This is a genomic window from Enterobacter sp. RHBSTW-00175 (genome assembly GCF_013927005.1).
Classification (GTDB): Bacteria; Pseudomonadota; Gammaproteobacteria; order Enterobacterales; family Enterobacteriaceae; genus Enterobacter.
In genome coordinates, this window is record NZ_CP055930.1 from 3,006,769 (window position 1) to 3,026,786 (window position 20,018).

Here is a 20,018-nt window from a genome sequence, read left to right on the forward strand (position 1 = left end):
TTAATTGCTGTTGAAGCGGAAGACGTCTTCGCAGGCTTGCTTAAGCGCGATGTCGTTCGCGATGCTGCATGTCCGTGTCCAGCCGGTCATACCGTTGCTGTTGTCCCAAACTGGCGTCATGCTGACGTCAAGGCCGTTCAGGCTTTCTTGTCCTGTGAGTGTAATCGTGCCTTTTGTCACGCTCATGCCGGAAACATAGCGAGAGGTAACGGGCGAGGGGATGCCATTACTTCCCCCATCGCAACTCTCTACGCCGCCGTGCTCCAGGGCGCAAAGCTCAACGGCGGTGCGGTACGGGATAAAGGTTTGCAGCATGTCGGTTAGCGCGGCTTTTCGAAGGTAGTTCTGGTAAGCGGGTACGCCGATCGCACTTAATATGGCAATAATGCCGATGACCACCATTAACTCAATCAGCGTGAATCCATGTTGTCTGTTCATATCTGCTCCTTAGAAAAAGTGGCGCTACTGTGGCAGCGCGGAGGAGCACAGACGAGTGGCAAAAAAGGAAGTGTGAAGGCGCTTTCAGCGAATTAATGCGGGGTTGCAGTGCGGGACAACAGAGTTGCGAGCGGCTTCGTATTTCCCCTCTCCGGGCAGAGAGGGGAAAGGCGGTATTACTTAAAGCGCATTGAGAGATCGAGTGCGCGGATGTGTTTAGTTAGTGCGCCAACGGAGATGAAATCGACACCTGTTTCAGCGAATTCGCGGATTGTTTCAAACGTCACGTTGCCGGATACCTCAAGCTGTGCCTTGCCGTCAGTGCGTTTTACCGCTTCGCGCATCTGGTCGGTTTCGAAGTTATCCAGCATGATGATATCCGCCCCGGCCTTGATGGCTTCATCCAGCTCTTCCAGGTTCTCCACTTCCACCTCAACCGGCACATCCGGGTGTAACCAGAAGGCTTTTTCCACCGCCTGACGCACGGAGCCAGAAGCAATAATGTGGTTCTCTTTAATCAGGAAGGCGTCGGACAAACCCAGACGATGGTTCGAGCCACCGCCGCATAACACCGCATATTTCAGGGCTGTGCGCAGGCCTGGCAGCGTTTTACGGGTATCCAGCAACTGGGTACGCGTGCCTGCCAGCAGATCGGTGTAGCGGCGCACTTCACTGGCTACGCCTGACAACGTCTGCACAAAATTCAGCGCGGTACGTTCACCGGTCAGCAGCACACGGGAAGGGCCATCAAGCTCAAACAACGGCTGGTTTGCGGTAATGACGTCGCCATCTTCAACATGCCAGGTGACCTGAACATCGTCACCCGCAAGCTGAGTAAAGACCTCTTCAACCCAGCGTTTTCCGCAAAATACACCGTCTTCACGGGTAATGATGACGGCGTGCGAGTGTGTCTCTTTTGGCAATAATTGTGCGGTAATATCGTTGTCGGCATTGACGTCGCCGCCCAGGTCTTCTTTCAAAGAATGGGCAACGCTTGCCGGAATATCCATGTTAATACGTTCCAGAAGTGCGTCACGTCGGTGGTCGGGGTTGTAGCGGCGAGGCGGCATGATAAAACTCCAAAATGGTAACGAATCATAATATTGAAACATGCTACTCTGAACCGAGTAATAGCACCATACAGAAGGAGTTCCAGCATGTTGTTAGAGAACGGGTGGCTGGTGGATGCGCGGCATGTGCCCTCGCCGCACCACGATTGCCGCCCGGAGGATGAACAGCCCTCACTGCTGGTGGTTCATAACATTAGTCTTCCGCCGGGTGAGTTTGGCGGTCCGTGGATCGATGCGTTATTCACGGGAACGATTGATCCCAATGCTCATCCCTTTTTTGCAGAAATTGCCCATTTGCGCGTATCGGCTCATTGTCTGATCCGTCGTGATGGGGAGATTGTCCAGTATGTTCCTTTTGATAAGCGCGCCTGGCACGCGGGGGTGTCGGTTTATCAGGGGCGCGAACGCTGTAATGATTTTTCAGTCGGGATCGAGCTGGAAGGTACTGATACGACGCCGTATACCGATGCGCAGTATCAGCAACTGGTTGCCGTGACGCAGACCCTTATCGGGTTGTATCCTGCGATAGTCGATAATATAACGGGGCACAGTGATATTGCTCCGGTAAGGAAAACTGACCCCGGCCCGGCATTCGACTGGTCGCGGTTTCACACCATGCTTACCGCATCGTCAGATAAGGAGATAACATGACGCTGTTTACCATGCTGTTGGTTATCGTTGCGGAACGTCTGTTCAAGCTCGGTGAACACTGGCAACTGGATCACCGGCTGGAAGTCCTCTTCCGTCGTATCAAACACTTTTCCCTGCTCCGCACGCTGCTGATGACCGCAGGCGTGATGCTGATAACTTTCCTGCTGTTGCGCTCGCTGCACGGCCTCTTTTTCAATGTGCCGTTGCTGGTGGTGTGGATCCTGCTCGGCGTTTTGTGTATCGGCGCGGGTAAAGTCCGTTTGCATTATCACGCTTATCTGAAGGCAGCATCACGGGATGATGCCCATGCGCGAAGTGCAATGGCGAGCGAGCTCACCATGATCCACGGCGTTCCGCCTGATTGCGACGAGCGTGATTTTCTTCGCGAGCTGCAAAATGCCCTGCTGTGGATTAACTTTCGCTTTTATCTGGCACCGTTATTCTGGTTTGTGGTGGGTGGCCCGTCGGGCCCTGTCTTGCTGATGGGTTATGCATTTTTACGTGCCTGGCAGTCCTGGCTTGCCCGATACCTCACTCCACATGAGCGGCTGCAATCCGGGATTGATGCCATTTTGCATGTGCTTGACTGGATCCCGGTGCGGTTTGTCGGGGTAGTGTATGCGTTGATTGGTCACGGTGAAAAAGCGCTGCCAGCGTGGTTTGCCTCTCTGGCTGACCGCCATACTGCGCAGTATCAGGTGTTAACGCGCCTGGCGCAGTTTTCTCTGGCGCGTGAGCCACACACCGACAAGATAGAGACGCCAAAAGCGGCTGTGTCGATGGCGAAGAAAACATCCTTTGTAGTCGTGGTGGTCGTGGCGTTGCTGACCATTTACGGCACGCTGGTGTAACCCAGAGCGCCGTCACTTCGGTTAAAGCGTATCAGCAGGCGGGATGCCAAAATCAGGCATCCCGTTTTTATCCCAGCGGACAAGCTTCAGGCGGGTATGGCGATTAGGATCGTAAAGCGGATCGCCTTCAATTTCGGTGTAGTTACGTGCGTGATACACCAGTACATCTTCCCCATCCGGCGTTTGCGTAAAGCTGTTGTGCCCCGGTCCATACTGGCGATTTTCGTAGCTGGTTGTGAATACCGGGCGCGGTGATTTCTGCCAGTTCGCCGGGTTTTGCGGATCGGCGTTCATATCAATCCACAATAGCCCCATGCAGTAGTTCTTGTCGGTTGCGCTGGCGGAGTAGCTGATAAATAGCCTGTCATTGTGCACCAGCACTGCCGGGCCTTCGTTAACCCAAAATCCGCGGCACTCCCAGTCATATTCCGGCTTGCTGAGCATTACCGGCTGGCCTTTGAGCGTCCAGGGATTCTCCATTTCACACAGATAAAGGTTGGAGTTACCGGAGATATCCGGGGCTTTTTGCGCCCACAGATACCAGCGTTTTCCCTGATGCACAAACGTGGTTGCATCCAGTGCAAAGGTGTCGAACTGGCTTTTAATCTGCCCCTTTTCTTGCCATTTTCCGGTAAGTGGATCCGGGTCGGCGCACTCCAGGGCGAACATGCGATGCTGGAACATCCCGAGCTTATCGAGCGCCTGGGTATGGGTGGCGGCAAAATAGATGTACCACTTGCCGTCAATGTGATGCAGTTCCGGCGCCCAGATAAGCTCACTCATAGGGCCGGTGTCGGGTTTACGCCAGACAACCACCTCATCGGCGCTGCGCAGTCCTTCCAGCGAGTCTGCGCGGCGGATCTCCAGTCTGTCGTACTGCGGCACGGAGGCAATAAAATAATATTGCCCCTCGTGATGCAAAATGTACGGATCGGCCCGTTGTTCGATAAACGGATTTGGCCAGGTTTGCATTCGGCTTTCCTTATTTCATTTCGTCTCAGCGGCTTCGAGTTCCTGATAATCGTTCAGCTCGCGATAGTTAGCGCGGCGTTTTTCCAGATCCTCCTGGATCTGCTTCATGGTTTCACGGTCAACCTTCAGCAAACGCACCACACCGGCGGTAATCAAATACCCGACGCCTGGAATCACCGTGAACAGCAGCACAATACCGTTGATGGCGTCTGCGCTTTGCGCTTTTGCCCCGGCATCGTAACCGTACCAGGAGAGCAGGAAGCCCACCATTGCACCGGCAATCGCCAGCCCCAGTTTGAGGAAGAAAATATTGCCGGAGAAGCTGATCCCGGTGATGCGTTTACCGGTTTTCCACTCGCCGTAATCGTCCACATCGGCCATCAGCGACCAGTGCAGCGGGGAAGGGATCTGGTGCACGATATTCAGCAGGAAGTAGAGCACCATGATGGTGGTTGTCGCTTTCGGGTCGAAGAAGTAAAACGCGCAGGAGAAAATCGCCAGCACGATATTGGTCCAGAAGAAGACTTTTAGCTTACACCAGCGGTCAGTTAACACCTTCGCCAGCATACTGCCGAACATCATGCCGACCACCCCCAGGCTGATAAACAGGGTGGCGAAGTGGGTGCTCTGGCCCATCACCCAGGTCACGTAATACATGGTGGCGGCCATGCGGATAAAACCCGGGCAGACGTTGCAGAGCGTGAGCAGCAGAATGCGCACCCACTGGTCGTTTTTCCACACGTCTTTAAGATCGTTTTTCAGTTCGTCGTTGGTCTGTACTGCCGGGCGGATACGCTCGCGCACGGTCGAGAAGCTAAACAGGAACATGCAGGTGCCAATCAACGCCAGCACAGTCATGGCCATCTGATAGCCTTTGGCTTTGTTGTCCCCGCCGAACCAGTCGGCCATCGGCAGCAACGTGAGTGACAGCAGCAGCGTCGCGATACCGACCATCACGAAGCGATAAGACTGACAGGCGACGCGCTCTTTAGGGTCGTTAGTAATCACCCCGCCAAGCGAGCAGTACGGAATATTGATGGCGGTGTAGGTTAGCGACAGCAGGAAATAAGTGACAAAGGCATAGATAACTTTGCTGTTATAGCTCCACTCTGGCGTGGTGAACATCAGGATACTGAACAGCGCATAGGGGAAGGCTATCCACAACAGCCATGGGCGAAACCGACCATATTTACTGCGGGTACGGTCAGCGATAGCCCCCATGATAGGGTCTGTTACGGCATCAATGACGCGAACGGACAGCAGCAATACGCCGACCAGCGCAGGTGCCAGACCAAAAATATCTGTATAAAAATAGTTAACAAACAACATGATGGCGCCGAAGATGATATTGCATCCGGCGTCTCCCATCCCATAGCCGATCTTTTCTTTTACTGACAGTTTGTTGTTATCCATTGACTGCTCTCCGGGTTTCGGTATGGAGAGAATTATTTGCTGGCAAAGGAATTTTTGCGTTGCAATATAAGGTCGGTGATATGGATAAAATTGCTGTTGGCGGGAATGTGTGAGGAAGGTAACAACACTCTGCACACCTGAAAAGGCATGCAGAGTGGAAGGGCTGATTAGTGTGCTTTCACCGCGTTGCTATTTTTCTGTTTAACCAGATAGCCCACGCCGAGGATCGCAACCCATACCGGGATCAGGTACACAGAAATTGCCATGCCCGGGGTGATCAGCATGATGACCAGTACCGCCGCCATGAACAGCAGGCACACCCAGTTACCCAGTGGGTAAAGCAGGGCCGGGAAGCGAGTCGCCACACCTTGCTGTTGCTTGGCGCGGCGGAACTTGATGTGCGCCAGGCTGATCATTGCCCAGTTGATAACCAGTGCAGAAACCACCAGTGCCATCAGCAGGCCGAAAGCCGATTCCGGGGCCAGGTAGTTAATCAGCACGCACAACGCCGTCACAACAGCCGAGACGATAATGGTGTTTACCGGCACGCCGCGCTTGTCGACGTTGAGCAGTGCTTTCGGGGCGTTACCCTGCTGAGCCAGACCAAACAGCATACGGCTGTTGCAATATACGCAGCTGTTGTAAACGGACAGCGCAGCGGTCAGCACCACGATATTCAGGGCGTTTGCCACGAAGGTATCGCCCAGCTCATGGAAGATCAGCACAAACGGGCTGGTATCTGCGGTAACACGCGTCCACGGCAGCAGAGAGAGCAGCACGGCCAGTGAACCCACGTAGAAGATCAGAATACGGTAGATAACCTGGTTGGTGGCTTTCGGGATGCTCTGCTCCGGGTTGTCGGCTTCAGCGGCGGTGATACCGACCAGCTCCAGCCCGCCGAAAGAGAACATGATGATCGCCATCATCATCACCAGCCCACTCATACCGTGCGGCAGGAATCCGCCCTGTTCCCACAGGTTACGTACCGTGGCCTGTGGGCCACCGTTACCGCTGAACAGCAGCCAGCCACCGAAGATGATCATGGCCACAACGGCGATAACTTTGATGATGGCAAACCAGAACTCCATCTCACCGAACACTTTCACGTTGGTCAGGTTGATGGCGTTAATGATGACGAAGAAGGCCGCAGCAGAGGCCCAGGTTGGGATCTCCGGGTACCAGAACTGAATGTACTTACCCACGGCGGTAAGCTCAGCCATGGCAACCAGAACGTACAGCACCCAGTAGTTCCAGCCGGAAGCGAAACCCGCGAACCTCCCCCAGTATTTATATGCAAAGTGGCTGAATGAACCTGCTACAGGCTCTTCAACCACCATTTCACCTAACTGGCGCATGATCAGAAAGGCAATAAAACCCGCGATTGCGTAACCCAAAATAATGCCAGGGCCGGCAGACTGGATAACGGATGCGCTTCCCAGAAACAGGCCGGTACCGATAGCACCACCCAATGCGATGAGCTGAATGTGGCGGTTTTTAAGGCCGCGCTTTAGCTGATCGCCGTGCTGTTGAGCTTCCATTTGAAACCTCGTGTGTGGTTGTTATGTTCACGCTGTGCGTGTGTAATTATGAATATCCGTTTTCTGTATTTAATTCTTTACGGTTAACGAGACCGAAAAAAGCGGAGGTGACTTCCGTAAGCGCAAGAATAGTGGTAAGCGCCCGTGAATGCACCTGCTTTATGAAGGGCTGATGACGAGTTGAATAAAAAGAAAGCATTTGTAAGTTGGCCTGTAAATCCTTCCTACCCCAACCTATAGAATAAAAATGCTCCGTAAGTGGGCGAATTTTCATTATTTGCGTTGTTGAATCGCTTCAGATTGCAAAACACCTCGTTTCATTAAGGTTAAAACTGCCTCTTTGTGGGTAACCAACTCTTTTGTGCAAAGTTACATTTCTGAAACGTTATTTCTGTAAGGTTGTTAAAATGTGCAGGGTTTACTGATTTCAATCAAAACCAATATGGACAGAAGGTGAATACTTTGTTACTTTAGCGATACGAACTTGAAATTGGTAAGACCAATTGACTCCGGGCAAAAAGGCGTAAGACAGGGAATATGGCCTACAGCAAAATTCGCCAACCAAAACTATCCGATGTGATTGAGCAGCAGCTGGAGTTTTTAATCCTCGAAGGGACACTGCGCCCTGGTGAAAAACTCCCGCCTGAACGCGAGCTGGCAAAACAGTTCGACGTTTCCCGTCCCTCGCTGCGTGAGGCAATCCAACGCCTCGAAGCAAAGGGCTTGCTGCTTCGTCGCCAGGGCGGCGGAACCTTTGTGCAAAACAGCCTGTGGCAGAGCTTCAGCGATCCGCTGGTAGAACTTCTCTCTGACCACCCTGAATCCCAGTTTGATCTGCTTGAGACCCGTCACGCGCTTGAAGGTATTGCGGCCTATTACGCCGCCCTTCGCAGCACTGATGAAGATCGCGTGCGTATCCGCGAACTGCATCAGGCCATTGAACGGGCACAGCAGTCCGGCGACTTAGACGCCGAGTCCGATGCCGTCGTCCAGTATCAAATCGCCGTCACCGAGGCAGCACATAATGTGGTTTTACTGCACTTGCTTCGCTGCATGGAGCCGATGCTGGCCCAGAACGTTCGTCAGAATTTTGAATTGTTGTATGCCCGTCGGGAAATGCTTCCGCTGGTCAGCAACCATCGCACCCGAGTATTCGAGGCGATAATGGCCGGGGAACCGGAGCAGGCGCGCGAAGCGTCGCACCGACATCTGGCTTTCATTGAGGAAATCTTGCTGGACCGCAGCCGTGAACAATCGCGTCGCGAACGTTCATTACGCCGCATACAGCAACGAAAGGATTAAGCGCCAGGTTTTTTTAGAGCGCGGCAACTAAACGCAGAACCTGTCTTATTGTGTTTTCTGGCGAAAATACAATGGGACAGGTTCCAGACAAATCAACGTATTAGATAGATAAGGAATACCCCCATGTCAGAACGTCTCCAAAATGACGTGGATCCGATCGAAACTCGCGACTGGCTACAGGCGATCGAATCGGTCATCCGTGAAGAAGGTGTTGAGCGTGCTCAGTATCTGATTGATCAGCTGCTTTCTGAAGCCCGTAAAGGCGGTGTGAAAGTGGCTTCAGGTGCAGGGGCTAACAACTACGTAAACACGATTGCCGTCGAAGACGAACCGGAATACCCGGGCAATCTGGATCTGGAACGTCGTATCCGTTCTGCAATTCGCTGGAACGCCATCATGACCGTTCTGCGCGCATCCAAGAAAGACCTGGAACTGGGCGGCCACATGGCTTCCTTCCAGTCTTCTGCAACCGTTTACGAAGTGTGCTTCAACCACTTCTTCCGTGCAGCTAACGAGAAAGACGGCGGCGATCTGGTGTACTTCCAGGGCCACATCTCTCCGGGCATCTATGCACGTGCATTCCTGGAAGGTCGTCTGACTGAAGAGCAGATGAACAACTTCCGCCAGGAAGTTCACGGTAAAGGTCTGTCTTCTTACCCGCACCCTAAACTGATGCCAGAATTCTGGCAGTTCCCGACCGTTTCTATGGGTCTGGGTCCAATCGGCGCGATCTACCAGGCTAAATTCCTGAAATATCTGGAACACCGTGGCCTGAAAGATACTTCTGAGCAAACCGTATACGCCTTCCTGGGCGACGGCGAAATGGATGAACCAGAATCTAAAGGTGCGATCACCATCGCAACCCGTGAGAAGCTGGACAACCTGTGCTTCATCATCAACTGTAACCTGCAACGTCTGGATGGTCCGGTAACCGGCAACGGCAAGATCATCAACGAACTGGAAGGCATCTTCAGCGGTGCTGGCTGGAACGTGATTAAAGTCATGTGGGGCGGTCGTTGGGATGAGCTGCTGCGTAAAGATACCAGCGGTAAACTGATCCAGCTGATGAACGAAACCGTTGACGGTGACTATCAGACCTTCAAATCCAAAGACGGTGCCTACGTTCGCGAGCACTTCTTCGGCAAATATCCTGAAACCGCAGCACTGGTTGCAGACTGGACTGATGAGCAGATCTGGGCCCTGAACCGTGGTGGTCACGATCCGAAGAAAGTCTACGCTGCACTGAAAAAAGCGCAGGACACCAAAGGTAAAGCGACTGTAATCCTGGCCCACACCATCAAAGGTTACGGCATGGGTGATACCGCAGAAGGTAAAAACATCGCTCACCAGGTGAAGAAAATGAACATGGACGGCGTGCGTCATATCCGCGACCGTTTCAACGTTCCAGTGACCGATGAGCAGGTAGAAAACCTGTCTTACATCACCTTCCCGGAAGGTTCTGAAGAGCACAAGTACCTGCACGAACGTCGTCAGGCGCTGAAAGGCTACCTGCCAGCTCGCCAGCCTAACTTCACCGAGAAACTGGAACTGCCAGCGCTGGAAGACTTCTCTCAGCTGCTGGAAGAGCAGAACAAAGAAATTTCTACCACTATCGCTTTCGTTCGTGCCCTGAACGTCATGCTGAAGAACAAGTCGATCAAAGATCGTCTGGTTCCAATCATCGCTGACGAAGCGCGTACTTTCGGTATGGAAGGTCTGTTCCGTCAGATCGGTATCTACAGCCCGAACGGCCAGCAGTACACCCCGCAGGACCGTGAGCAGGTTGCATACTACAAAGAAGACGAAAAAGGTCAGATCCTTCAGGAAGGTATCAACGAACTGGGTGCTGGCGCATCCTGGCTGGCTGCTGCGACCTCTTACAGCACCAACAACCTGCCAATGATCCCGTTCTACATCTACTACTCCATGTTCGGTTTCCAGCGTATCGGTGACCTGTGCTGGCAGGCAGGCGACCAACAGGCTCGCGGCTTCCTGGTAGGTGGTACTTCCGGTCGTACGACCCTGAACGGCGAAGGTTTGCAGCACGAAGATGGTCACAGCCACATTCAGTCTCTGACTATCCCTAACTGTATCTCTTACGACCCGTCTTACGCGTACGAAGTGGCTGTCATCATGCACGACGGTCTGACCCGTATGTACGGTGAAGCACAAGAGAACATTTACTACTACATCACCACGCTGAACGAAAACTACCACATGCCGGCAATGCCAGCAGGTGCCGAGGAAGGTATCCGTAAAGGTATCTATAAACTCGAAACCGTTGCAGGTAGCAAAGGCAAAGTTCAGCTGCTGGGCTCCGGTTCTATCCTGCGTCACGTACGTGAAGCGGCACAGATCCTGGCGAACGACTACGGTGTAGGTTCTGATGTGTACAGCGTAACTTCCTTCACTGAACTGGCGCGTGATGGCCAGGATTGTGAGCGCTGGAACATGCTGCACCCAATGGAAACTCCGCGCGTTCCGTACATCGCTCAGGTGATGAACGATGCACCAGCGGTAGCGTCTACTGACTATATGAAACTGTTCGCTGAGCAGGTTCGTACTTACGTACCAGCTGATGATTATCGCGTACTGGGTACTGACGGCTTCGGTCGTTCTGACAGCCGCGAAAACCTGCGTCATCACTTCGAAGTTGATGCTTCTTACGTGGTTGTAGCAGCACTGGGCGAACTGGCTAAACGTGGCGAAATCGATAAGAAAGTGGTTGCGGATGCAATTACCAAATTCAACATCGATGCAGAAAAAGTTAACCCGCGTCTGGCGTAAGAGGTAAAAGAATAATGGCTATCGAAATCAATGTACCGGACATCGGGGCTGATGAAGTTGAAATCACCGAGATCCTGGTCAAAGTAGGCGACAAAGTTGAAGCTGAACAGTCGCTGATCACCGTAGAAGGCGACAAAGCCTCTATGGAAGTCCCGTCTCCTCAGGCTGGCATCGTTAAAGAGATCAAAGTCTCTGTTGGCGATAAAACCGAGACTGGCAAACTGATCATGATTTTCGATTCCGCCGACGGTGCAGCAGCTGCTGCACCTGCGCAGGAAGAGAAGAAAGCTGCTCCGGCTGCTGCTCCAGCAGCTGCCGCGGCCGCGAAAGAAGTTAACGTGCCTGACATCGGCGGTGACGAAGTTGAAGTCACTGAAATCCTGGTGAAAGTGGGCGATACCGTTGCGGCTGAGCAGTCTCTGATCACTGTAGAAGGCGACAAAGCCTCTATGGAAGTTCCGGCTCCGTTCGCGGGTACCGTTAAAGAGATCAAGATCAACACCGGTGACAAAGTGTCTACGGGTTCTCTGATCATGGTCTTCGAAGTGGCGGGTGCTGCACCTGCTGCTGCGCCTGCACAGGCAGCTGCTCCGGCGGCCGCGGCTCCAGCTGTTGCTGGCGGCGCGAAAGACGTTAACGTACCAGACATCGGCGGTGACGAAGTTGAAGTGACCGAAGTGATGGTGAAAGTGGGCGATAAAGTTGCCGCTGAACAGTCACTGATCACCGTAGAAGGCGACAAGGCTTCCATGGAAGTTCCTGCGCCATTCGCGGGTATCGTTAAAGAGATCAAGATCAGCACCGGCGACAAAGTCTCTACCGGCTCGCTTATCATGATCTTCGAAGTGGAAGGCGCTGCGCCTGTTGCTGCTGCTGCAGCTCCAGCACCTGCTGCTGCACCGGCTCAGGCAGCTAAACCTGCTGCTGCCCCTGCTGCGAAAGCAGAAGGCAAATCTGAGTTCGCTGAAAACGATGCTTACGTTCACGCAACTCCGTTGATTCGTCGCCTGGCGCGCGAATTCGGTGTGAACCTGGCGAAAGTTAAAGGTACTGGCCGTAAAGGTCGTATCCTGCGCGAAGACGTGCAGACTTACGTGAAAGACGCGGTGAAACGCGCTGAAGCGGCTCCAGCTGCTGCCACCGGTGGCGGTATCCCGGGAATGCTGCCATGGCCGAAAGTGGACTTCAGCAAGTTTGGCGAAATCGAAGAAGTTGAACTGGGTCGTATCCAGAAAATCTCTGGTGCTAACCTGAGCCGTAACTGGGTAATGATCCCGCACGTTACGCACTTTGACAAAACCGATATCACCGATCTGGAAGCGTTCCGTAAACAGCAGAACGCCGAAGCTGAGAAGCGTAAACTGGACGTGAAATTCACCCCAGTGGTCTTCATCATGAAAGCGGTCGCTGCGGCTCTGGAACAGATGCCACGCTTCAACAGCTCCCTGTCCGAAGATGGCCAGAAGCTGACGCTGAAGAAATACATCAACATCGGTGTTGCGGTTGATACGCCAAATGGTCTGGTTGTTCCGGTCTTCAAAGACGTGAACAAGAAGAGCATCACTGAGCTGTCCCGCGAACTGACCGTGATCTCCAAAAAAGCGCGTGATGGCAAGCTGACTGCTGGCGAAATGCAGGGCGGTTGCTTCACCATCTCCAGCATCGGCGGCCTGGGTACTACCCACTTCGCACCGATTGTTAACGCGCCGGAAGTGGCAATCCTTGGTGTGTCCAAGTCCGCGATGGAGCCTGTGTGGAATGGCAAAGAGTTCATGCCGCGTCTGATGATGCCAATCTCTCTGTCCTTCGACCACCGCGTGATCGACGGTGCTGATGGTGCGCGTTTCATTACCATCATCAATAACACCCTGAGCGACATTCGCCGCCTGGTGATGTAATCGAAAAGCCGGCCAATCGGCCGGCTTTTTTCTGATAACCTCATGGGGTTTGTGAGGTTATTGGCGAAAGCGAAAATTCGTGAGCCGTTTGTTGTTTCAAAATTGTTAACAATTTTGTAAACTGCGGGCGGATAGAACGACCCGGTGGACGACGGGTATAAATTAAGAGGTCATGATGAGCACAGAAATCAAAACTCAGGTCGTAGTACTTGGGGCAGGCCCGGCAGGTTACTCCGCAGCATTCCGCGCCGCGGATTTAGGTCTGGAAACCGTCATCGTAGAACGTTACAGCACCCTCGGTGGTGTTTGTCTGAACGTCGGCTGTATCCCTTCTAAAGCGCTGCTGCACGTAGCCAAAGTTATCGAAGAAGCCAAAGCTCTGGCTGAACACGGTATCGTCTTCGGCGAGCCGAAAACTGATATCGACAAAATTCGTACCTGGAAAGAGAAAGTTATCACTCAGCTGACCGGCGGTCTGGCGGGTATGGCCAAAGGCCGTAAAGTGAAAGTGGTAAACGGTCTGGGTAAATTCACCGGCGCGAACACCCTGGAAGTGGAAGGCGAAAACGGCAAAACCGTGATCAACTTCGACAACGCGATCATCGCGGCGGGCTCTCGTCCAATCGAACTGCCATTCATTCCACATGAAGATCCACGTGTGTGGGACTCCACCGATGCGCTGGAACTGAAAACCGTTCCAAAACGCCTGCTGGTTATGGGTGGCGGTATCATCGGTCTGGAAATGGGTACTGTGTACCATGCGCTGGGTTCAGATATTGACGTGGTTGAAATGTTCGACCAGGTTATCCCGGCTGCTGACAAAGACATCGTTAAAGTCTTCACCAAACGCATCAGCAAGAAATTCAACCTGATGCTGGAAACCAAAGTGACTGCCGTTGAAGCGAAAGAAGACGGTATTTACGTTTCCATGGAAGGCAAAAAAGCCCCTGCGGAACCACAGCGTTACGACGCCGTGCTGGTTGCTATTGGCCGTGTGCCGAACGGTAAAAACCTCGACGCGGGCAAAGCTGGCGTGGAAGTTGACGACCGTGGCTTCATCCGCGTTGACAAACAGCTGCGCACCAACGTGCCGCACATCTTTGCAATCGGCGATATCGTCGGTCAGCCAATGCTGGCACACAAAGGTGTTCACGAAGGTCACGTTGCCGCTGAAGTTATCGCCGGCATGAAACACTACTTCGATCCGAAAGTGATCCCATCTATCGCTTACACCGAGCCAGAAGTTGCCTGGGTTGGTCTGACTGAGAAAGAAGCGAAAGAGAAAGGCATCAGCTACGAAACCGCCACCTTCCCGTGGGCTGCTTCTGGCCGTGCTATCGCTTCCGACTGCGCAGACGGTATGACCAAACTGATCTTCGACAAAGAGACTCACCGTGTGATCGGTGGTGCGATTGTCGGCACCAACGGCGGCGAGCTGCTGGGTGAAATCGGTCTGGCTATCGAAATGGGTTGTGACGCTGAAGATATCGCGCTGACCATCCACGCTCACCCAACTCTGCATGAGTCTGTGGGCCTGGCGGCAGAAGTGTTCGAAGGTAGCATCACCGACCTGCCAAACGCGAAAGCGAAGAAGAAGTAAGTTTCTTCACGATTGCTAAACGCCTCTTCGGAGGCGTTTTTTTTGCCTGAAAACTACCCATTCTGGTAGTCATCTTATTGATATTATCGCTAAAAATTTTCTTCGGGCTGCCGATACTTTTTTCACCATTGTGTGGCTACTGGCCGCGCTGTTTAGGGGTTCTGGACTCTTTATTACACGAAAAAAGGAAAACACATGTCTTTGAAGAAAGTTGCGGTGATTGGCTTAGTGGCAGCAGCGATGACGCTGACCGGGTGTGGCGCGATGACCACCGCGGTGAAAAAACGTAATCTGGAAGTGAAAACCCAGATGAGCGAAACCGTCTGGCTGGAGCCATCAAACGAAAAAACGGTCTACATCCAGGTTAAAAATACCTCTGATAAAGACATGAGCAACCTGCAAACCCTGCTGGCTAATGATCTTGTTGCCAAAGGCTATAAGGTGACCAGCTCCCCTGATGGCGCCTACTACTGGGTGCAGGCTAACGTTCTGAAAGCGGACAAAATGGATCTGCGTGAATCTCAGGGTTACCTGAAAACTGGCTACGAAGGTGCTGCTGTGGGTGCTGCACTGGGCGCGGGTATCACCGCGTACAACAGCAACTCTTCCGGTGCCGCGCTGGGCGTGGGTCTGGCGGCTGGCCTGATTGGTATGGCGGCGGATGCAATGGTGGAAGACGTGAACTACACCATGGTGACCGACCTGCAGATCTCTGAGCGTAGTAAAGCGAAAGTCACCACTGATAACATCGCGGCGCTGCGCCAGGGAACATCCGGGGTGAAATTGCAAACCAGCACCGAGCAGGGCGATCGCGCGAAATATCAGACCCGCGTGGTGTCTAACGCCAACAAAGTTAACCTGAAGTTCGAAGAAGCGAAGCCGGTGCTGGAAGCCCAGCTGGCAAAATCAGTCGCAAATATTCTGTAAGTTAAAAAGCCGGGTGGCGTCTTCGCCTTACCCGGCCTACAAAACCCGTGGCCGCCAGCAGTCAGGGGGCAACGGGCTCCCAGGATTTATCCGGACTGTACGCCGTTAAGGCTGCGGCTTTTTGCTCTGAATCCTTACCCAGATCGCGCTGGTAAACGGTATCATCCTGATTGATCACAAAGCTCATCACTCCCGTTTGCCCGTAGCTGACAGGCCAGGCAACCATCGCAAAGCCGTTGTTTTTATCGGGCAATATACGGAAGCGATATCCGTGATAGCCGGCCCCAGGCTCTGACGGGCTGAATGCCGGGCCAAGCGGGCTGGGCGCTTCCCCGGGCGTAATGGGCCAGTACAAACCATCTTTTTTCCCTTTTGAGCTGACAATTTTCTGCGCATATGTCTGGTTCATCTCGTAATAACTTTGCTGCGCGTCCACGTAAGCGTGGAGCGCTTCTATAGCGGCGAGTTCATTACGACCAATTTCACGTGTCAGGATCTCTTCGGAAGCTTCCTTGATATCAAATTGCCAGCCGTTTGCGGTCTTAATGACCGGTATCGGGAGCTGCCAGTCGCTATCGCCCACCACCAGATGTGCGACATCGCCGTTAGTTACTGTGTTATGCCGGACTTTCCAGTCGCGCAGGAAGCGGTCGACGGCATCAGGATCGACCCCTTCAGGCGGCAGGAAATCGCGCCAGTTTTCCCCGAGCAGTTCGCTCATTGCGGCTTCATTTTGCTCGCTGATTGCATTTACCAGTGCGTCTGTCGCCTTGTCCGGAGTGTCGAAGTGTTGTTGTGCTTGCGCGATGGCTGAAACCATGAGCAACACCAATCCGCTGAGTAATTTAATGTTCATGTCGGCTCCATTAACGATGACGGACTTCACGGCGTTCAGACCGTGCGCCAGAGGCTTGTCGTTGCGGCTGATTGCGCGAGGCAACCTGACGGCTCTGCGCGCCACGCTGCTGCTGAGCTTGCCAGTTCCCGGAGCGGCTATCGTTTCCACTCAGGGCGTTGGCACGCGGCTGGCTTGTGCGTTGCTGAGTATTTCGTTGTTGCACATTGCGCTGCTGTGCCGTTTGCGAAACCCGTGGCTCCTGTCTTTGTGCCGTCGCTTTACGATTCTCTCTCTGCTGAGAGTTGGCCTTTTTCGCGGTCTGCGTTTTGTTGGTGTCGTAACCCCGATAGTTATTACGCTGAGAAATCTGCTTCAGTTGCTGATTCGACGCCTGACGCTGAGCATCTTTTGTGCCGGTGCGCGCCGTTTGCGGGAAAGTTTTCCCGGTCGATTTTTCCATCTGCGCCATTGCAGCCTGGCGCTGGTTATCGCGATTAACCGGTTTTTGCTGGGTTGCGCTCAGCCCCGTTGCTGCGTTGGTGGAGTGGAAGCGGTTATTAAGCTGGCTATTTGGGTACGGCACCCCTTCACGATAAGCTGGGTTATGCTGCCAGGTACGGTTAGCGTCAGTCAGACGCTGACCACTGATTTTATTGAAGTTATCAACGTTGATATTGATGTTGTTATCACCATTACGGTTGTAACCGCCATTATGGTCGTAATCGTGATCATGGTGATCCCAATCGTCGTCGTCCCAGTCGATGCTGCTGAAGATGGCGTAGGTGGTCGCCACGCCCAGGCTGAAGCCTAAACCGTTCACGAAACTGTTGCCAAACTGCTCGCCGGTGGTCGGTGGGAGATAGGTTGGCGGATAGGCGGTGTTTGGCCAGGTCCCGTAAACCGTATTGGGGTTATAGGTGGGGACATAAACCACCTGCGGATCGGCGGATTCAATCTTGATGACTGTTGGGCTTGTGGTGGTAGTCGTGGTTGTCGACTCGGTGGTCACGGTTTTCGCCGGGGCAGGTTTTGTCTCGGTGGTAACCGTCTGCTGTGGTGTAGATTTTAATGCGCCCGTTTGCTGAGCCAGCAAACGCAGACGTTGTACGGAGTCCATCACGTCTTTTGGCTGCGCGAGAAAGGCATCGCCCAGACTTTGCACCCACGGCGGGTTTTCGCCCATCAGCGACATGAGCTGAGGAAACGCCACCAGCGATTTCACGCTGGGATCCCAGGGTTGGCTGGCCACGGCCTGAATGGCGGCATCACCCTGCATTTTAGGGTTGTCCTTCGACCATTGCGCAGCCTGGATAACGTTAGCCGGATAGGTGGATGCCATCAATATTTGCGACAACAGGGCATCAGGATAAAGCGCAATAGGCGCTACCCACTGATCGATTTGCGCGGCACTGTAGGTTGGTGGTGTGGCAGGCGCGGTTTGCGCTGTGGGTGCCGGTGTGGCTGCCGGGGCCGGTGTTACAGGTTGTTGAGCAACGGGAGCAGGAGTGACGGGGGTTTCTGTTGCGCGGCTTTTGACAAACATAACGCCAGAGGCGGCAAACAGCCCGGCACTGCATAAAAGGACAAGCAAATGTGGCTTAAATGGCAACTTCATAAAGTGACTCCAACGAGACAAGCGCTGTGCCGTGAGGCGTTCCTGTTGCCGCGAGTATTATTCACCCGTGTCTTACAGTTTTGACTTTTCTTGGGAAACCACCCGGAGTGTCCGGATAAAGAGTGTGAGCATTTATTACACAATTATATCTGAAGGTTGAAAAGCCGCTGGGATATTCAGAAGGCCGCTCTTGCGAGCGGCCAGCAGCTAGTTGCCGAGGTTAACGACAAACAGCACCGTGATGTCAGATATGTTCCAGCCACCGTGCAGTGCAGTAAGCAGTAAACCGGTCACAACGATCAGCGCAGTGATTCGCATCTCCATTGCGTGCGTTCTCATAATGGCTACGCGGGTTCATTCTCCACCGGGAAAGGCAGAATCAGGCAAGTTGGGGTTTTGCCACGTAGGTTACGGAACTGCTCCCGGACCCGGTGACTGGTTGCTACACCAGCGAAGCAGGCCGAGAAGAAGAGTAGTGGATTCAAAGGGGATGCAGAAGATGAGAAGTGAAGTTACATTAATTTTCATACGAAACAGGAAAGCGCTACGCAGTATTTCACCTTCGGCTTGCAAGGAAACGAACTCTGGGGCAAAATTTAATCCGTTGGGGTTTTGCCGCAAATCTGCCAGCCCGGTGTGCTACCACCGCAAGGCAACAAATTAACCGCTTTAATGAAGTGAACCCCGAAAGTTGGACATCCAACGATTAGGGGTTTTGCGTTTCAATGGGCAGAAAAAAATACTCACCTGAATTCAAGCAGCAAGTCGTACTCCACTATCTGTTCAGCAGTGATGGTGCAAAGAAAACAGCGCGGTTGTTCGGCGTTGATCACGGAGCGGTCAGACGCTGGACTGAGCACTGGAAAGTGAATGGGATGGACAGTTTTACCATTCCTACCAGGGCTTACTCTGCCGAGTTTAAAGAGTCTGTCGTGCTCTGGATGCAGCAACACAACAAATCATCCCGGAAAGCTGCGGCGGAGTTTCGTATTGCAGCCGCTTGTACTGTCAGCAAATGGGAGCGTCTTTACCGTACTGGCGGTATCATTGCCCTACAGGATAAACCCAGAGGACGCCAGATGAAGTCAGGGAAGAACGAAACTTCAGATAAAGAACTTAATAATCCCCGTCCAGCGTTCCAGAACGCTGAGGAAGAACTTGAATACCTGCGTGTTGAGAATGCCTACCTAAAAAAGCTTCAGGCCTTGATTCGGGAAAAGCAGAAGACAAAGCAAAAATAATTACCGAATTGAGGCGAAACCATAACCTGAGAATGCTGCTTCATATAGCAGGATTACCTCGCAGCACGTACTACTGGCATGTCAAAGCAGATAGCCGTGGAGAGCGCTATGAGGGCGAACAGCAAAGAATAGCCGCACTGTTCCACTATCATAAAGGACGATATGGTTACCGGCGCATTACCCTGGCGTTGCGTAATGAAGGCTATGGCATTAATCATAAAACAGTACGGAAACTGATGCGCAAGATGGGGCTGGCCTCATGCCTGAGAAGCAAAAAGTATCAGTCATACAAAGGCACCTACGGTAAAGTAGCGCCAAATACCCTTGCACGTGATTTTAAGGCCAGCAGTCCAAACCAGAAATGGGTCACGGATGTGACAGAGTTCAACGTAAAAGGGACAAAGCTGTATCTGTCACCAGTGCTTGATCTGTATAACAGCGAGATAATAGCCTGGAATATGACGACGCATCCGGGAATGAATCTGGTCGAAAACATGCTCAGCAAAGCCGTCAAGAGGCTGAAACCGGGTGACAGACCGGTACTGCACTCTGATCAGGGTTGGCAGTATCAGATGGCACGGTATCAGGAGAAACTTAAAGCTAAAGGCATAGAACAAAGCATGTCGCGCAAAGGGAACTGTCTGGACAATGCAGTGATAGAAAATTTTTTTGGTCTGCTGAAAACAGAATGTTGGTACCACGAAGAGTTTGAAAATACAGACCATCTACGAAAAACGGTGGAAGAGTATATCCACTACTACAACAACGAACGAATCAAGCTAAAACTAAACGGCCTGAGTCCGGTACAATACCGAACCCAGGCCATGTCAGCCGCCAGTTAAGAACGTGTCCAATATATGGGGTTCACTTCATTAAG

General features: G+C 52.8%; 16 protein-coding genes. 8 read left to right on the top strand and 8 right to left on the bottom strand.

All coding sequences use genetic code 11. The features are described 5' to 3' along the window. Together ppdD and nadC are read right to left on the bottom strand one after the other, a co-directional pair. On the bottom strand, nucleotides 1-438 hold the full coding sequence (gene ppdD / locus HV107_RS14275) for a prepilin peptidase-dependent pilin (protein ID WP_182059591.1): 438 nt from the start codon (nucleotides 436-438) through the stop codon (nucleotides 1-3). Between the two features lie 176 nt (nucleotides 439-614). Further along, nucleotides 615-1,508 (bottom strand): carboxylating nicotinate-nucleotide diphosphorylase, encoded by an 894-nt coding sequence (gene nadC / locus HV107_RS14280; protein ID WP_182059592.1) that lies wholly within the window; start codon nucleotides 1,506-1,508, stop codon nucleotides 615-617. A gap of 87 nt (nucleotides 1,509-1,595) precedes the next feature. On the opposite strand from nadC, the gene ampD reads away from it, so the two are divergent. Together ampD and ampE are read left to right on the top strand one after the other, a co-directional pair. After that, complete coding sequence (gene ampD, locus HV107_RS14285; RefSeq protein ID WP_182059593.1) at nucleotides 1,596-2,159, top strand: 1,6-anhydro-N-acetylmuramyl-L-alanine amidase AmpD; 564 nt, start codon at nucleotides 1,596-1,598, stop codon at nucleotides 2,157-2,159. Next, nucleotides 2,156-3,010 carry a beta-lactamase regulator AmpE gene (gene ampE, locus HV107_RS14290; RefSeq protein ID WP_182059594.1) on the top strand — a complete coding sequence of 285 codons (855 nt, stop codon included), beginning with the start codon at nucleotides 2,156-2,158 and terminating at the stop codon, nucleotides 3,008-3,010. Before ampD ends, ampE begins: the two co-directional genes overlap by 4 nt. Nucleotides 3,011-3,031: 21 nt before the next feature. Here ampE and HV107_RS14295 read toward each other — a convergent pair whose 3' ends face one another. The 3 genes from HV107_RS14295 to aroP form a co-directional block, all read right to left on the bottom strand. Further along, nucleotides 3,032-3,982, bottom strand: coding sequence for a family 43 glycosylhydrolase (locus HV107_RS14295; protein ID WP_182059595.1), 951 nt, complete (start codon nucleotides 3,980-3,982; stop codon nucleotides 3,032-3,034). Between the two features lie 15 nt (nucleotides 3,983-3,997). Further along, nucleotides 3,998-5,395, bottom strand: a complete 1,398-nt coding sequence (locus HV107_RS14300; RefSeq protein WP_182059596.1) for a glycoside-pentoside-hexuronide (GPH):cation symporter — start codon at nucleotides 5,393-5,395, stop codon at nucleotides 3,998-4,000. A gap of 167 nt (nucleotides 5,396-5,562) precedes the next feature. Then, on the bottom strand, nucleotides 5,563-6,933 hold the full coding sequence (gene aroP / locus HV107_RS14305) for an aromatic amino acid transporter AroP (RefSeq protein WP_182059597.1): 1,371 nt from the start codon (nucleotides 6,931-6,933) through the stop codon (nucleotides 5,563-5,565). 537 nt (nucleotides 6,934-7,470) lie between these two features. Between aroP and pdhR the strand changes: the two genes are divergently transcribed. From pdhR to traT, 5 genes are all read left to right on the top strand, one after another. Beyond that, complete coding sequence (gene pdhR, locus HV107_RS14315; protein ID WP_014068921.1) at nucleotides 7,471-8,235, top strand: pyruvate dehydrogenase complex transcriptional repressor PdhR; 765 nt, start codon at nucleotides 7,471-7,473, stop codon at nucleotides 8,233-8,235. A gap of 123 nt (nucleotides 8,236-8,358) precedes the next feature. Then, entirely contained in the window at nucleotides 8,359-11,022 is a 2,664-nt protein-coding gene (aceE, locus tag HV107_RS14320) for a pyruvate dehydrogenase (acetyl-transferring), homodimeric type (RefSeq protein ID WP_182059598.1), read from the top strand. A gap of 14 nt (nucleotides 11,023-11,036) precedes the next feature. After that, nucleotides 11,037-12,920 (top strand): pyruvate dehydrogenase complex dihydrolipoyllysine-residue acetyltransferase, encoded by a 1,884-nt coding sequence (gene aceF / locus HV107_RS14325; RefSeq protein WP_182059599.1) that lies wholly within the window; start codon nucleotides 11,037-11,039, stop codon nucleotides 12,918-12,920. A gap of 175 nt (nucleotides 12,921-13,095) precedes the next feature. Next, the gene (gene lpdA / locus HV107_RS14330) at nucleotides 13,096-14,520 is read left to right on the top strand and encodes a dihydrolipoyl dehydrogenase (protein WP_014068924.1); all 1,425 of its coding nucleotides are present in this window, start codon (nucleotides 13,096-13,098) and stop codon (nucleotides 14,518-14,520) included. Nucleotides 14,521-14,715: 195 nt separating this feature from the next. Further along, nucleotides 14,716-15,447: a conjugal transfer complement resistance protein TraT gene (gene traT / locus HV107_RS14335; RefSeq protein ID WP_182059600.1), complete on the top strand. Its 732-nt coding sequence runs from the start codon at nucleotides 14,716-14,718 to the stop codon at nucleotides 15,445-15,447. A gap of 61 nt (nucleotides 15,448-15,508) precedes the next feature. Here the strand turns inward: traT and HV107_RS14340 are convergent, their stop codons facing one another. The 3 genes from HV107_RS14340 to HV107_RS27315 form a co-directional block, all read right to left on the bottom strand. After that, on the bottom strand, nucleotides 15,509-16,303 hold the full coding sequence (locus HV107_RS14340) for a DUF2950 domain-containing protein (protein ID WP_182059601.1): 795 nt from the start codon (nucleotides 16,301-16,303) through the stop codon (nucleotides 15,509-15,511). Nucleotides 16,304-16,313: 10 nt separating this feature from the next. Then, nucleotides 16,314-17,900, bottom strand: a complete 1,587-nt coding sequence (locus HV107_RS14345) for a DUF3300 domain-containing protein (protein WP_182059602.1) — start codon at nucleotides 17,898-17,900, stop codon at nucleotides 16,314-16,316. 207 nt (nucleotides 17,901-18,107) lie between these two features. Then, nucleotides 18,108-18,239, bottom strand: a complete 132-nt coding sequence (locus HV107_RS27315) for a hypothetical protein (RefSeq protein ID WP_259349628.1) — start codon at nucleotides 18,237-18,239, stop codon at nucleotides 18,108-18,110. A gap of 386 nt (nucleotides 18,240-18,625) precedes the next feature. On the opposite strand from HV107_RS27315, the gene HV107_RS14350 reads away from it, so the two are divergent. Further along, nucleotides 18,626-19,983, top strand: a protein-coding gene (locus tag HV107_RS14350) for an IS3 family transposase (protein WP_105318584.1) whose coding sequence is annotated in 2 segments (ribosomal slippage) — nucleotides 18,626-19,088 and nucleotides 19,088-19,983 — 1,359 coding nt in all. Because the reading frame shifts where the segments join, the coding sequence is not laid out codon by codon here. Nucleotides 19,984-20,018 lie beyond the last annotated feature (35 nt).